The following is a 15,663-nucleotide window of genomic DNA, read 5'->3' on the forward strand; positions in this document are numbered from 1 at the left end:
CCACGACACGCCGACACCCAGCATCCATCCTGACAACGACCATGTCCACGCTCGCCACCCGTGTTGCCTGCCTCGCCCTGTTTGCCGCCAGCGTTGGCGCCCATGCCGCGCCGGTCGACCATGCGGGGCGCGGGATCTACCACTTCGCATCGCAAAGCGGCTGCCCGTTCATGAACGCGGCAGCCGCGGACTGCAATCGCGTCGCGCTCGATGCGCCGGACGTTCACGCGAGCATCGATACCGATGCGCACGCGATCGTCTTCTCGAGCGATGCGACGCGCCGCACGAAGGACGTGCTCGGCGACGTGCTGCTGCAGGGCACGGGCGTCGACGGCGAAGGCCGGCGCGTGCCGCTGAGCGTGCACGTGCTGCTGCGTCGCGACGGCGCGAAATGGGACCGCGACGTGTACGTCCATGCGCCCGTGCACGGCACGTTCACGGAGGTCCGGATCGATCCGTATCGCGTGCGGGTGAAGGAGGGTGAGGGCGAGCGCGACGTGCTCACGCCGGACGAAACGCTGGCACTGTTCGCGCATCCGTCGCTGGCATCGCGTCTCGCGCGGCATCTCGTGAAGGTGAGCGCGACCGATCCGAAGCAGCCGTTCGCGGACGACATCACGATTGGGCTCGGCGTCGGCGGACTGACGAAGTCGGTCGCGCGTGCGAGCTTTGCATCGAACGCGCCGCACGATGCCGACGTCGATCGCGCACTCGCATCCGGCACGTGGACGATTCGCTTCGATGCACTGAGCAATCACATTCCGGTGTGGGTCGCCCGGCGCGAGCTGTTCCTGTTCGGCCTGGACGGCAGCGCGCTGGTGAAGGACATGCTTACGCGCGGCTTCAGGAAGAACGACCGGATCGAGTTCGGTGCGCGTGACGGTAATGGCTATCTGCGCGTCAACGGCCGCGAGGAAGCATTTGCGGGTGCAGCCGCATCCGCGCACGCGTTCATGCAGGAAAGCTTCATCGGCCTGATCCTCGGATGGCGTCGCGATCCGGCTGGCGCCGCGGCGGCTGCGACGAAGTCCGCGTCTGCACGAGGCGAGCCGGCATGAGCGCGGCAGGCGAACTGCCGGCGTCGCCGCAGGCAGCGCACGATGCACGCTTCGATTGTCTCGAGGCGCCCGTGCCGCGCGGGGCGGCGCGGGTGCGCGCGTACCTCGTCGATCGCCTCAAGCGGGCGGCGATCCGGCAGTTGCATCGCAGCGTGCATGGCGAGCGCTGGGTGCTGCGCATGTACCTGATCGGCGAGGAAGCGACCGAGTGCGCGTTGCACGAGGACTGGACCGGACAGCCACCGGACTGGCTTGCACCGCGGATCGAGCAGCACCTCGCGGACGAGCGTCGCCACGCAGCGGCGTTCGCCGATGCGCTGCGCGAGCGCGGTGTCGCGCCGTCGACTGCACCGCACGAGCCCGACTGGTTGAGCCGGCGCAAGATCATGCGATGGCGCCGGCTTGCGCAGCGCCATGCGCCGCATTTCTCGCAAGGCGTGCTCGTGCCGGCCTATGCGACGGGCCTGTGCGCGGAACAGATGGCGATGCGCATACTCGCGCGTCACTGCGCGACGATCGGCGATGCCCATCCGTTGTACCCGCTGCTCTCGCGCGTGCTCGCCGACGAGACGCGGCATGTCCGGCTCTGCTCGGACACGCTGCGCCGTCTGGTTGCGCCGTCCGAGGCAGCGCATCTCGCCGCGTTGCTGAACGAGATCCGCGCGATCGAGGCCGGTTTCGGCGTGACGGGCGCGCTGGCGATGGTCGCGGCCGGCTGGTTCCAGTCGCTTCGTCCGCGCGCATGATGCCGCGGATCGTCTATCTCGCGACGGCCGACGCACGCGGCCACCTGATGCGCGCGCAACTGCTCGTGCATGCGCTGCGTGCGGCCGGCGCCCAGGTCGACGTGCTGACGACATCCGATGCGGGGCAGGCGTTCCTGGCTGCGTTCGACATCGACGCGGCCGTGCTGTCCCGTCACTACGCGGTGCAGTTCGACGAACGACAGAACATGCTGCGCGACGCGACCGATCGCAATGTCGCGCACTACGTGTTCAGGCCGACGCGCATGCTGCGAGACATCGCGCGGCTGCGTGCGATCGTCCGCGATGCCGATCTCGTGGTCAACGACTCGTTTCATCCGGCGCTGCTGTTCATGGGGGCGATGCCGGGCTGGCGGCGCCGCATCGTCCACGTGTATGGCGGCAGCCTGCGCCGCGCGTTGACCGAGAATTTCGATGCACGGCTGCCGCGCGCACTGGCGCGTGCATTTGCACGGATCGTCGACTGGCAGATCGATTCGGCGCGGTGCTGCATCGAACACGACTTTGCGTACGATGCCGCCGATGCCGTCCGGCGATCGTGCGCGCATTACCGTCTGCCGACGCCAGTGCCGATCGTCGCCGGGCAACCCGCTTCGAAACCGGCTGCAGCCGCCATTTATCTGAACCCGCACTTCCGCGATATCGCGCTCGCCGATGCGTTGTCGGCTGGCATGCGCGACGCGGGGCTCGCCACCCATCGCGTGGGCGAGGGCTACGCCGGACACGACGGCTGGACCGGGGTCGACGCCGACTGGGTGACGCGCGCCGCCCATGCACCGCTGATCGTGTCGGCGCCCGGCATGGCTGCGCTGTCGATCGCACGCGTGTATCACCGCCCGATCCTGCTCGTGCAGTCCGACCAGCCCGAGCAGGCGAGCAACGCCGCTCGCGCTGCACGGCTGCAGCTCGTGCATCGCGTCGTCACTTGGCGCGGCGATGCGGGCGCGTTCCGGCAGGAAGTCGGGCAGGCCGCAGCCGAATTGATGCGCCATCCCGGTACGCAGGCAGGAACGATCGCCGGCCGCGAGCATGCGCGTGCGCGCGTCGACGCATGGACGTCGCGCCTCCTCGCGTTGCGTCCGCATGCGAAGGTGGCCGATGCGGAGACGCGATGCGAGGCGCCGGCACCACGATGAGTTCGCTGTCGTTTCGTGACGATCGCCGGCCCGATATCCGGCAGATGCTGGCCGCGACGTTCGGCATGGCAGCCGGCCTCGCGATCTTCTTTCTGCTGGAGCGTAGCGTCACGCCGCGCTACGTGTTTGCCACGTCGATCGATGCGCGGATTCCGTTCATCGCATGGTCGTGGTTCGTCTATGTCGGCTTCTTTCCGTTCGTGATTGCGCTTGCCGCGTATGCGCGGCCGCTTGCGTTCGCCGCATTCAAGGAGGCCGTGTTGATCGCGTTCGTGCTCGGTGTCGTGTGCTTCCTGCTGTTTCCGGAAGCCGTGCCGCGGCCCGACGTCGCGGAGATCGGCAATACGTTCGTACGCCACCGTCTCGCGCGCATGTGGCAGCTCGATCTCGCGGCCAATGGCTTTCCGAGCCTGCATGTCGCTGTAACGTGCCTTGCCTGCCGGATGCTGGTGGATCGGCGACGACTCGTGACTGTGGCGGTCGGCCTGCTGATCTGCGCGTCGACGCTGACGCTCAAGCAGCATACGGTTGTCGACGTGCTGGGTGGCGTGGCGCTCGCGATGGTCAGTGCGCTCTGGGTCGAGCGGCGATCGCTGCGCGGGAGGCTCGCGTGACGGATGCCCACGTTCATCATGCCGGGCCGGATGCCGAGCTTGCGCGGTTCGTGCCCGATCCCGCGCTGTTTCGCGTGAGCGCGTTGCGTGTGGGCGCAGCGTTGGCAGGCGACTGGCTGATGATTGCCGTCGCGTTCGCGGTTGCAATCGCGTTTGCGCATCCGCTCGTGTACGCGTTGGCCGCGATCGTGATTGCGCGCAGCCAGCTTGCGCTCGCGGTCATGATGCACGAAGGCGCGCATGGTCTGCTGGCGCGGAACCGGCGCGTCAACGATGCGCTGGGCCAACTGTTCGCGGCCGGCCCGCTATGGCTGTCGCTGCGGACGTATCGTGCCGGCCATCTGAAGCACCATCGCGCACCGATGGCGGCGGACGATCCCGTCGCGCTGCTGTTCGGCGTGCACGACTATCCGGTGACGCGCCGGCGGCTGATCGGCCGCCTGCTCGCGTACGCATGCGGGATCGGCTACGTGACGAGCGTCGTGAAGCTCGCCCGCGGCGAGTTTGCGCATGCGTTGCCGAAGGTCGGGAAGTCGCGCATGTACGCCGCGTGGGAAGTCGCGTCGATGCTGGCCGGCAACGGTGTGCTGTTCGGCGCGCTCGCATGGGCCGGGCATCCGCTGCTGTACGTCACGTTGTGGATCGTGCCGTCCGTCACGCTGCTGCCGCTGGCCGGGCAGGTGCGCGCGATCTTCGAGCATGCGGGGCTGCCGGCCGCTGCCGACCAGAGCCGCAACGCGCGCACGATCGTCCGGCGTTCGTGGCAGACGTTCCTGTTCGGCCCGCACGCGATTCATTTTCATATCGAACATCACCTGTTCGCGCGGATGCCGTTCCATCACCTGCCGGTCGTGCATCGGCAGCTTGCGCAGCGGCAGTTGCTGCCCGACGGCAATCTGTACACGGGATATGGTGGCGTGCTGCGCGACGTGAGCGTGCGCTGATGTGTCGTACGGTGCTGCTTTCTCACTTGCCTAGAACAAGAGAGTGAAAGGCGATTTCAAGCCAAGGATCCTGTATTTCGCGGTACTTTCCGCAGTGTTCGCGATGCTGGTGCTGGTGGCTGGCGCGCGTGCCAAAGCAGTACCTGCACTGGCAATGTTTGCGAAGACTGATGCGCCGGCCGTCATTGCAGTCGGGACCGGGGTGCGGCCTGCATTGGGTCCGGACGGTCTGCCGCGCTTGCGCTGTCCGCGATCGGCCGGCACCTGTTCGTGACGAACAGCGTAGCTAGCGGCATCGACGCATTCGATACGCAGGCACGCGCGCAGGCTGGCGCGATCCCGGATGTCGATGCGTTCGACATCGCGGTCGAGCCGGGCTCCGATGATCTGGTTACCCTTCTTCGCAACTGTATCGCGACCCATGGCGCGAGCATGTTGAAGCTGCACCAAGTCGCGCAGTCGCCGCGCGCTGAAGAGATTCCACTTTGCATTCAGCCTGGACAGCCCGGTGGCGTCCAACTCCCCGCAGGCGAACACGGCGCTGCTCGCCGTTCGTCGCGGCGGCTAGGTGGGACGAGGTTGATTCTGTGTCAAGGTTTCTTGCCTCTCTCCCGAAGTGCCTGGATCGGTCGAGTGCGAGAACTCCTGAACTACCTCATGCGCTGCTAGATGACGTGACGAGATTTTGTCCCATATTGAAAACTGTACGTGTCAGCGTGAATTTAGTGTCTGATGAAAGCTGTCGAAGCGAGTAAGACCTTCGATATTACCGGACGTGGCTGATTTTACGGTGGACTGGAAGGTATTGCCAACAAGTTGTGACGACGCTGGCGATATATCACTAAATGCCACCGCAGTCGAGCAGCCTGCGAATACGTTGCTATTGATAACTTGATTGGTCGTCGATGAATCCGCCATCTTGATACAATATGGAGTGGCGTGATCTCGTGAAAATGCGCTGAATATATTGTTTGTGATGATGTTGTTCGTGCTTCCAGCGGAAAGCGATATGATGGGGTCCCGGTCAACCATTCCGTGGTAAGCGCCCTGATAAAATAAATTTCCAGATATTATTGACGTTATTATGTTTGAGTATCGAATGGCGCCTCTGGCTGAATTGATCTGGGAATTCGAGATGTTGCATTGCGGTTGAGGGGATTTTGCTGAACAATCCACGCCAATCTCCGTATCAACAATATTTGTTTGTGATACGTTAAGGCCCTGCCAGTACCCCGACGTTTTTATTCCTGTTTGACGAAAAAATACAATCGAATTGGTGACGTTTAAGATTGTGGGTGTATTTTTTTCTGACACCCCTCTGTACTCGATTCCGCTGCCCTCGGTGTTGTTATTCGGGATGCCGTAAAATCCGGAGCGTTCTATTGTAACATTCGAGATATTCTCTAAATAAAGATCGGTTTTCCAGGCGGAATTTAGATCATGTCCATGGAATGAAATTTGATCGATATTGGTTTGCCTAGGAATATAACCATTCGAAGTGTTTCCGATGATCTGAAGGCCAATTGATCTGTTGCGATTGCTCGTGGTGAGCGCAAATTTATCGGCGGTTATCGATGAGGATTCGATGAATCCAGGTTCGAGCATAGTATTTATTACTACGCGGATGCCATCGGAGTTGGGAAACCAAAGCTCGGTTCCGTCTTGGGCCATGCCGGTGACCCGGATCGTTTGCCGCGAGGCGAGGTTGACATCGACAGTGGCATCAAACCTAAACGTTCCGGCCTCGAACTGAATGCATGCACTTCTTCCAGACAGCGATGATATCCACCGCTGCCAGACAGGGGCATTGTCAAACGTCCCGTCACCCACGAATCCGACCTTCCGTGCTGGAGAGCAGGCCGTAGACGAGGGGGCTGGAAGTGATAGATTCTGAATGCGAGTGGGCGGAGTAATTTGGGCTGGAGCGAGCTGAGTTGCGGAAGCACTGCGAATGTCACGGGCTTGGATCTTTCCAGTGGAGCAGGCAGTGCATATCAGCAGGGCGATTACGTGCGTTTTCATTGAAAAATAATCATCAATGGCGTAGTAGGCCTAATGAAATATTGAGGCGAATGCACTAAGATTGCTACACGTATGTGTCGGACGTTTTTAAAAGTGCAAGGATTTGCAATTGAAATATTCTATTAAATACAAAAATCGATAGATTTTTCGCATCGAACGAGTGCTCAGCGCGATTTGCCCGATCGTGCATCGGTCAATTATTGTACAATGCCGACGGCATTGCGGGAATTCAGCCTCCGCTCGGACCCTTCAATCGACAACGGCACGGATCTTGGCCGATCGGCAGTTGATCGCCAGTCGTACCGAAGTGCGTCAATGGTTTGATTGTAGACTTTGATAAATAACTTCTCCTGGATTTCGCGATCGTTCGTTGCTTGTCTTGAGGCGTCGAAATTGAATTGCGGATTGAAATGCTGGATTTGAAATAAATGTCGAATACTGAGATCGGTGGTGGTGTTTCTAGTGTACGCCACAGCGGTGTAAAAAAGGGCGTTGTGGCCCGAATCAAGAGTGTCGATCGTATTTTTGCGATCACTGTGTTGTTGCCGACAGTTGTTGCGACAACGTATTACGGACTCATTGCATCTGATGTTTATATATCCGAGTCGCGATTTATCGTTCGGAGCGCGGAAAAGAGCAATCAGGCTGGTTTCATGGGTGCCCTGCTGCAAGGTACCGGGTTGTCGAAGGCGCAAGATGATACATATCCGGTGATTGACTATATTCAATCGCGAGATGCGCTGTCGGTGTTGAATCAGAATGGTGAGATTGCACGCGAATATAGTGAAAAAGGTGATTTTGCCAGTCGATATTTGAAGATTTTTGGCGACGGAAATGAGGCTCTCTGGAAGTATTATTCTTCGCACATTGTAAATGTCGATCTGGATACAGTGTCGTCGATCACGACACTGAAGGTCAGATCGTTTTCGTCGCAAGAGGCTAAAAGCATCAATGAGAAGCTTTTGGATTTGAGCGAAGGTCTCATTAATAAGATAAATGAGCGTGCGACAAAGGATGCTGTCACATTTTCACAGCGTCGAGTGGATGCTGCGAATCAACAGGCTAAAAATGCGGCTGCGGCATTAGCTGCATTCCGAAATTCGAATACCGTTTTTGATCCGGATAAGCAGTCTGCTACTCAGCTGGTGCAAGTTGCGGCGTTGCAAAAAAATCTCTTTGATGAACAGGCTCAACTGGCTCAGTTGGAGAAGATTGCACCTAAAAATCCTCAAATTAACGCATTGAAAACTTCAATCGAAGTTTTGACGCAGCAAATTGCTCAGTCGTCCGGTGACGTTACGGGCAAGCGCTCCTCCCTATCCACGAAGGCCGCAGCCTATGCGCGTCTTCAGCTTGATGCGGAATTTACGTCGAAGGAACTCGCTTCGGCAATGACCTCACTTGAGAATGCGCGAGCGGAGGCGCAGCGGCAGCAACTGTATCTGGAGCGCATCGTCCAGCCCAACGAACCCGATATGGCGGTCGAGCCGCGCCGACTACGATCGATTGCGGCTACATTTATTGTCGGTCTGGTAATTTGGGGTATCGCAACGATTTTTGTGTCTGGAGTGAAAGAGCACCGGAATTGATATGGAGAAACGGAACGATTTTCTCAATTCGTTGAAAATTCAAGGGCGAGTGATTGGCGCCCTTTTGATGCGCGAAATCATTACTCGTTACGGGCGACATAATGTCGGTTTTCTGTGGCTATTCTTTGAGCCGATGTTGTTTACGTTAGGAATCACCACGCTCTGGTCGGTGATTGGACTGACTCACGGTAGTAGTCTTCCGATCGTAGCGTTCGCCGTGACCGGTTACTCGTCCTTGATATTATGGCGGAATACCAGCAATCGCTCAGTAAAGGCAATTGAAGTTAACCATTCGTTGTTATATCACCGAAACGTTCAGGTGATCGACGTTTTAGCTGCCCGGCTCATCCTGGAAATTTCCGGCGCGACCTGTTCGATGATCGTGCTTACGATTCTGTTTGTTTCGTTCGGATGGATGAAGATGCCGGTTGATATCTTGACGGTTGCCGTTGGATGGCTTCTTCTTGCATTGTTTGCTTTTAGTCTCAGTTTGATTGTTGGCGCACTTTCGGAAAGATCGGAAGTTATCGAGAGAGTGTGGCACATTGTCACATATTTGATGTTTCCCCTGTCTGGTGCTGGCTTCATGGTCAACTGGTTGCCGGAGCGCTTCCATAGTTTGATTTTATGGGTGCCAATGGTGCATGGCACCGAAATGATCAGACACGGATATTTCGGTGGTCAGGTTCGGACTTACGAGGATCCGGCGTATCTTGCCTTTGTAGATCTAGTGATGTTGCTAATGGGATTAATTTTCGTGCGCGAAGCGGGTCGGCGTGTGGAGCCTGAATGATCTCTATCCGGAATGTTTCAAAGATATACGGGACGCGCGATGGTGCACGAAAGGTGCTTGACGATGTTTCGTTTTCCATCAAAAAAGGCGAGCGTATTGGCATACTTGGCCGAAACGGCGCGGGTAAGTCCACGCTGATCAGACTTATAAGTGGTGTGGAGCAGCCCACCGCCGGGACTATCGATCGGGGCATTAGCATTTCATGGCCATTGGCATTTGGCGGAGCTTTTCAAGGAAGCTTGTCAGGACTGGATAACGTTCGTTTCACATGTCGTGTCTACGGAGCGCCCATTGATCCCGCTATTGAGTTTGTACGAGAATTCTCCGAACTAGGTTCCTATCTGCATGAGCCAGTTAAGAAGTATTCCTCCGGAATGCGCGCCCGATTGGCGTTTGCCATATCGATGGCTATCGAATTCGACTGCTTTTTGATCGACGAAATTGTAGCGGTCGGCGATAGTAATTTTCACAAGAAATGTCATATAGAGCTTTTTGAGAAGCGTAAAGATCGCGCTATGATTATAGTTTCACACGATATTACGTATATTCAAGCTCACTGTACACGGGCGGCCGTGCTGTCGCGTGGAAAATTGAATAGTTTCGAGGATGTTGGGAGTGCGCTCGACTTCTATTCTGCTGAGGGCTAACTGCGTGCCGTAATTTCGACGTTGGCAGCATGCTTAAGATGAATTGAAGCTGGCGAAGCAGCGTCGCCATTCGAGTAACAATAGATATAAAGATAGGTAATCTATGGGATACAACTCCGTAGCTCTTCCAACGAAAGTTGCTGACCTTCAGAAGTACGATGACGAGAAGTTTATTGCAACTGCCTATGCGTGCATTCTCGGGCGATCGCCGGATCCCGAGGGATTGCAGTACTACCTGTCTCGTTTGAGATCGGGAGTGAAGAAGCTGGAGATCCTTAAGCAACTGAGAACCGGTCAAGAAGGATCGAGCAAGGTACCATGCCTAGTGGATCTTGATGACGAAATTTCGAAATTTCGCCGAAGCAAGCTTCCTGTTCTCGGGGCAATCCATGCGCTGTTGAGGCGTACATGGCCGACGCAGTCTTCACAGCGTCTGGAGGTGCTCGAGAGGCGCATAACAATAATTGATAATAAATTACAAGGGGCGATTGTCAGCCCTATAATCACTCAAAATGAAGAACTTACCATTCCGCGGGAAAAAATGAATCGTTCAAAATTTATCAATCTACCTGGTGCTGCTGCTTTCGATAGAAGGAATTCTACGGGAATTGAGCGAAATGAACGAGCATTGATTGACGCGATCCTTGACGTTCACTGGTATCGTCGAAAATACGGAAATCTGATCGATGCCGAAAGTGTACTTCGTCATTACGAAAAGCAATGTTCCGGCGGAGAGATTGGTAGTCACTCGCCATCTGCATATTTTATTCCGAGTTTTTACAATGGTCGGAACGCGGATATCGAAGGAGCTCAGACTAATCCTTATTCGCACTTTCGGCAATTTGGTTGCCGAGAAAATCGAGACCCGCACCCGCTATTTAACTCGGAGTGGTATAGGAAAACATACGATATCAATGATGACGAGGGTGCTTTTCAGCATTATGTTGAAATCGGTTGGCGGCTGGGTTATCAGCCTGGTCCGACATTTTGGTCTGAATGGTATGTTGATCAGTATGATGGCGTATGGGGAGATCCTCTCTACCACTATCTGACCGACGGCTGGCATCGGGGCCACGTTCCAAATCCGCTTTTTTCGGCGGATTGGTATCATGGCCAAATCGGTTCGGAGGCAGATCCACAAATCGACCTTTTTACCGACTATCTCGTTAGAAGCGAACGGACTCATGTATCGCCTCATCCGGCATTCAATGCGGAATTCTATGCGGAGAAGTGCGAAATTGCAGGAATGCCGATAGATCGGGGCATGTCAGCTTTAGAGCATTATTTCACGACGATGGGCAAGGTGGATCCGCATCCGTTGTTTGACGCAAAATATTACGCGGCGCAAGGAAAGAACAAGCACCATGAATTGGGCCTGGTTGATTTTCTTATTGCGGAGCGTGACTGGAAGAATCCGCATCCGCTCTTCTCGGCGGAATATTATTTGACGCATCGTCCAGACGTTGCAGCGGCGAACATCAATCCCTTGCTTCACTATATCGCTGCCGGATCGAGAGAGGTCTGCTACCCGCATCCACTCTTTGATAACCAGTTTTATTTAACGAATTATCACGCTAGCATCCCGGTAAATAGTACTCCAATTGAATACTATTTGAGCCACGGCTACCAGAAGGGACATTCGATCCGTCCGGTGCAACAGCCAATTCTTCATGCGGATAGAAATCCGAATAGTCATGCTGCAGAATTGGATGGTGTCAAGAAAAATGTAAAACCTGTCGCCGACAAGAAGGGTGATGAAAAGGTTGGAATTTTTGCACATCTTTTTTACCCGGATATGATCGGTCGGGTTATCGAGTTATCGAAAAATGTGCGTAATCCGTGTACCATTTTTATTTCTACCGATAGTCCTGCAAAAGCAGAGTTTATTTCTAAATACGCCGAAAAAGAGTCGCTGCATCCGGTTGAGGTTCGAGTTCTGGAAAATCGTGGCCGGGATATCGCGCCAATGATCGTCGGTTTTGCGGATAAAATTCGCGAGGTCGATCTTTGTGTACATATTCATTCCAAGAAGTCTACTCATTATGCAAAGGCGTTTGACGAATGGCGTAATTATCTGTTTGACTCGAATCTTGGTTCTCAAAATTTAGTCGATAACATCATTGCACTGTTTTCCGATAAATCAATCGGAATGGTCGCGCCAGTCGAATATCCACCGATCGATCCGCTGATTCAATGGGGCGGTAACGTTTCGCAAGTTAATGCGTTGGTCGAGTTGATGACGAATGGTGAATTGAGCGTAAATGACTCGAACTTGCTCGAATTGCCATCGGGTTCCATGTTCTGGTTCCGGTCAGCAGCAATCCGTAGTTTGCTTGATCTTGAACTAAAGACATATCATTTTGATCCCGAGGCCGGTCAAGTCGACGGTACGATGGCTCATGCCATCGAGCGTGCGTTTTTCTTGATATGCGAAATTTCTGGCTTTAAATGGATACGTTTCAGGGTCGTATCGGGAGCGCCGGCCGTCGATGCAGCGGATCTTGGATTGTATAAGCAGAGTATTCTTCCGATTTCGTCTCGTAAGACATCACTGGTACGTAATTATCCTGAGATTCGTGATTTTTCGGCCATCAGGAGCGGAAATTCACGCCCTCGACTGAATTTGCTAATTCCCGGAGCCGAAAAAAGCAAAGGCTATGCAGGTGTTTCCGAGGCGTTGCGGCTATTCTCCGGAGTCAAGGAGGCGCTCGGAGGTGATTTCGATTGTCGAGTGATTTCGACCGATATTCCGATGTCGAATCAATATGCTCCGGAACCAGGACAGTCTATATGTGATATTTGTGATGACGACGCAAATAAGATCAATGTTGTATGCGATGGAACTAAGAGATCAAGTCTGCCGATTTCTGTGCGACAGTCCGATGTGTTTGTGGCTACGTCGTGGTGGACAGCTAAGTTGGCTCGGGATATTTTGAAGCAGCAGGAAACCATTTATGGATCGTCGCCGGGCAAGTATGTCTATCTGATCCAGGATTACGAAAGTGGTTTTTATCCATGGTCGAGCAAATTTATGCTCGCTGAGTCCACGTATAAGTATCCGGATGAGGTAATTCCAGTTTTTAATACAGAAATTTTGGCGGATTATTTTAAGAGGGAAGGGTACTTTGACGAGGGTCATGTTTATAATCCTCCAGTAAACGAAGAGATTATGTCGGCGGTTGATCGGACGCAGCGGCGTGAGAACGTTATGCTGATTTACATGCGTCCGCATGCGCAACGAAATTGCCTTGAATTTGCCGATTCTCTAATTGCATATGCAACTCAAAAGGATCCGGAATTCTGGAGAGATTGGAGATTCCTGGCGGTCGGGGAGGATTTCGATGCGAATTCATATCTATCGACAGATCGTATTGAAGTTTTTGGCCGGCTTACGTTGGATGAGTATGCTCGATGGTTGTCTGTTGCGCGTCTGGGCTTGTCCCTCATGGTATCGCCGCATCCCAGTTACCCTCCTCTGGAAATGGCGGAAGCCGGCTTGCTTGTATTAACGAATACGTACAAGAATAAGAACTTGTCGGATCTGCATGAGAATATTCGATCGTTTGATAGCTTTGATCTGGAGGATGTCGCATTTGAGCTGCGAAATCTTGCCGAGGAGTCGATGACTGCCCGTGGTGGCAGGGCTAAAATAGATTGGTTTTTCGATGGAAAATCGAATGTTCATCAATTGAGTCGAGATGTCGCAAATTCGGTGCGTCGACTATTTTCTGCTGGTTAATTTAAAGGGCGCCAAATTGGCGCCCTTTTTTGTAATTTGAGACGAGTAATTTTAGATGCTTCGTAATATCCTTCGATTTCACTGGGGACTGAAAAGCCTGTTGATTACTAGAGGAAAGGAGGGTGACCATGCGAAGTCAACGTCTACCGGGCCAGTTGTCGAAATCGAAATAAAATCGAAGATTCCGGCGGGCTGGTACATGCTGGAGATAGAGGTGTTGGCTGAAGGAGAGGATGTCATTGGAAGATTGAATCTGGATGAAGCTGGGCATAAAAATAACACTGAATGGAACGTTGAAATCCCCCTTGCGAATCGGAAAATTGGCAAGAGAATCGTCCTTATCGATAAAATGTTGGATGATTTGCGTGTGGGTTTTAATCGAGAAAATATGGTGAGGAGTATTTCGCATTTTAAACTCGTGCGCCTGTCTGCGAAGTTCGCGGAATCTAGAATTGATAAAAAGCTGACTGCGCTTCACCCTGATTATGTTGGGGTAAACGCACTCGAAGTCTCACTCAAACAAAAATGGCGGGATTATTGTCTCATTTTTCGTGATTTATCAGGTGGAATTCCCTACGCGATATGGATTAAGGAATATGAGAGAAATATTCTGAATTCTATATTTAAATCAGAGGCTGATAGAATGGCCCGGATGCTGGGCCGTCGTGGAATATTCATCGACCAAGATATCCGGAAAAGCGATGATGTGCTGGAAGCAAAAAAACCTCTCATTGGATTCAAGGAGAATTTCGAAGATGTGTTAGTGATGTTTAAAAGGGGAAAAGCGGGAACTCCTGCCGTTTTCAAACTTGATGAACCTGCGGAGCGGAGCAGTCAAAATCAGATTGATGCAAATTTCGAGGAGGTTGATTTTGACAATTCACTTACTTCCCTGGATGACGACGATTGGCTATTTATAGTAGGTGATGAATATATCGTCTCGGACGCTGCTGCCCGAGCATTGAAAGCGGCTATCGCTAACGCGCAGTCAGCGGATGTTATTTTTGGAGATGAGGATTCGATTGACTTTGACGGAAATCGCCATTCTCCATACTTCAAAGGGTGCTGGAACAAAGAATTATTTTTTTCGAAAAACATATTGTCGGGCATGACGGCCTTTCGGGTCGGTGCGCTGAAGGGGGCGATTAATTCTATATCTGATATCCACGATTTGGCTGCTTTTGGTGTGGCATTGGAGGTGCTTGATAACATTTCTCCTCGAAATATTATTCATGTTCCTGTGGTGCTCGCGCATAAAATAAATGAGAAAAGGATGGGAGGGTTGAACGGGGGGGGCTCGTTGATTCGGGAGCGTCAACAGCTCCAAGCGTATTTTAAGAAATTTGGGAAGGTTGTAAATGTCTCGATGTCCTCTCACGGTCGTCGTGTTGAGTGTGCAAGGACGGGACACGAGCCACTCGTTTCGCTGATTATCCCGACGAGAAATCGTTGTGATTTGCTTCGCCAATGTATAGATTCGATTTTCGAAAAAACGCGATACCAAAATTTCGAAATTATCGTGATTGACAATGGGTCGAACGAGGCGGAAAGCCTCAAATATTTAAGTGAAATCAATGAAGATGCGAAAATTTCGGTTGTTCGCATGGATGTTCCGTTCAATTATTCCCTTTTGAATAACCGGGCGGTTGAGCTGGCGAGAGGCGAGTTCATCGGATTGCTTAACAACGATATAGAAGTGCTCTCGCCTCACTGGCTTGATGAAATGGTCTTTTGTGCGCAGCAGGAAGGGGTTGGGGCAGTCGGTGCGAAATTGTTATATCCGGACGGGAGAATTCAGCATGCTGGTGTGATCATGGGTATCCACGGTGGAGCGGATCATGTTCACCGCTACGAGGCCCGTTCGTCAACCGGTTATTTTGGAAATGCGTGCTATGTTAATTGCTATTTGGCGGTCACGGCGGCATGTTTGATTGTTAAGAAGTCTTTGTTCGAAATGGTTGGTGGATTGGATGAGGAGAGTTTCGTTGTGGCATTTAATGACGTTGATTTTTGTCTGAAACTTCATGATGCAGGTTACCGCAACGTCTGGACGCCGCACGCGGAATTGTTTCATCATGAATCGGCGTCTCGTGGCCTAGATGATAATCCGGAAAAGATAAAGCGGGCATTGCGCGAACTCGAATGCATGCGGGCTCGATGGGGAAAGTACATTCAGGATGATCCAGTGTATAACCCCAATTTGAGCTTAAACGGAAAATTATACACGCTCGCCAGTCCATCAAGAGTTGGGATTGCCACAATTGCACGTAGGGGTTTCTGAGTATTTCACGGAGTGCGTTGTTGCGATCTGGTGATCTCAAGGTGCTCCCGGGTTGTGCCGATATAGCACTAGGTAA

At 53.5% G+C, this 15,663-nt stretch carries 12 protein-coding genes; 10 read left to right on the top strand and 2 right to left on the bottom strand.

All coding sequences use genetic code 11. The features are described from left to right. Nucleotides 1-41: 41 nt before the first annotated feature. Genes QZM35_RS29725 through QZM35_RS29745 form a run of 5 tightly spaced genes read left to right on the top strand, consistent with a single transcriptional unit; the run spans nucleotide 42 to nucleotide 4,516 of the window. Nucleotides 42-1,058 (top strand): hypothetical protein, encoded by a 1,017-nt coding sequence (locus QZM35_RS29725; protein WP_301777359.1) that lies wholly within the window; start codon nucleotides 42-44, stop codon nucleotides 1,056-1,058. After that, nucleotides 1,055-1,804 carry a hypothetical protein gene (locus tag QZM35_RS29730; protein WP_301777360.1) on the top strand — a complete coding sequence of 250 codons (750 nt, stop codon included), beginning with the start codon at nucleotides 1,055-1,057 and terminating at the stop codon, nucleotides 1,802-1,804. Before QZM35_RS29725 ends, QZM35_RS29730 begins: the two co-directional genes overlap by 4 nt. Beyond that, complete coding sequence (locus QZM35_RS29735) at nucleotides 1,801-2,958, top strand: hypothetical protein (RefSeq protein WP_301777361.1); 1,158 nt, start codon at nucleotides 1,801-1,803, stop codon at nucleotides 2,956-2,958. Before QZM35_RS29730 ends, QZM35_RS29735 begins: the two co-directional genes overlap by 4 nt. Beyond that, nucleotides 2,955-3,572, top strand: coding sequence for a phosphatase PAP2 family protein (locus QZM35_RS29740; RefSeq protein WP_089425854.1), 618 nt, complete (start codon nucleotides 2,955-2,957; stop codon nucleotides 3,570-3,572). The genes QZM35_RS29735 and QZM35_RS29740 overlap by 4 nt, the downstream gene beginning before the upstream one ends. After that, entirely contained in the window at nucleotides 3,569-4,516 is a 948-nt protein-coding gene (locus QZM35_RS29745; RefSeq protein WP_301777362.1) for a fatty acid desaturase family protein, read from the top strand. Before QZM35_RS29740 ends, QZM35_RS29745 begins: the two co-directional genes overlap by 4 nt. Before the next feature lie 30 nt (nucleotides 4,517-4,546). Here the strand turns inward: QZM35_RS29745 and QZM35_RS29750 are convergent, their stop codons facing one another. Both QZM35_RS29750 and QZM35_RS29755 read right to left on the bottom strand, forming a co-directional pair. Beyond that, nucleotides 4,547-5,053 (bottom strand): hypothetical protein, encoded by a 507-nt coding sequence (locus tag QZM35_RS29750; protein ID WP_301777363.1) that lies wholly within the window; start codon nucleotides 5,051-5,053, stop codon nucleotides 4,547-4,549. A gap of 174 nt (nucleotides 5,054-5,227) precedes the next feature. Next, a complete protein-coding gene (locus QZM35_RS29755; RefSeq protein ID WP_174973334.1) occupies nucleotides 5,228-6,538 on the bottom strand; it encodes a hypothetical protein in 1,311 nt (436 codons plus the stop codon). A gap of 428 nt (nucleotides 6,539-6,966) precedes the next feature. Here QZM35_RS29755 and QZM35_RS29760 point away from each other — a divergent pair, with 428 nt between their 5' ends. From QZM35_RS29760 to QZM35_RS29780, 5 genes are all read left to right on the top strand, one after another. After that, complete coding sequence (locus QZM35_RS29760) at nucleotides 6,967-8,127, top strand: hypothetical protein (RefSeq protein WP_174973336.1); 1,161 nt, start codon at nucleotides 6,967-6,969, stop codon at nucleotides 8,125-8,127. Between the two features lies 1 nt (nucleotide 8,128). After that, entirely contained in the window at nucleotides 8,129-8,920 is a 792-nt protein-coding gene (locus QZM35_RS29765) for an ABC transporter permease (protein WP_174973338.1), read from the top strand. After that, the gene (locus QZM35_RS29770) at nucleotides 8,917-9,567 is read left to right on the top strand and encodes an ABC transporter ATP-binding protein (protein ID WP_174973340.1); all 651 of its coding nucleotides are present in this window, start codon (nucleotides 8,917-8,919) and stop codon (nucleotides 9,565-9,567) included. Before QZM35_RS29765 ends, QZM35_RS29770 begins: the two co-directional genes overlap by 4 nt. Before the next feature lie 103 nt (nucleotides 9,568-9,670). Next, entirely contained in the window at nucleotides 9,671-13,306 is a 3,636-nt protein-coding gene (locus QZM35_RS29775; RefSeq protein WP_301777364.1) for a rhamnan synthesis F family protein, read from the top strand. 55 nt (nucleotides 13,307-13,361) lie between these two features. Next, nucleotides 13,362-15,587 carry a glycosyltransferase gene (locus tag QZM35_RS29780; RefSeq protein WP_174973345.1) on the top strand — a complete coding sequence of 742 codons (2,226 nt, stop codon included), beginning with the start codon at nucleotides 13,362-13,364 and terminating at the stop codon, nucleotides 15,585-15,587. Nucleotides 15,588-15,663 lie beyond the last annotated feature (76 nt).

This window comes from Burkholderia sp. AU45274 (genome assembly GCF_030482505.1).
Taxonomy (GTDB): domain Bacteria; phylum Pseudomonadota; class Gammaproteobacteria; order Burkholderiales; family Burkholderiaceae; genus Burkholderia.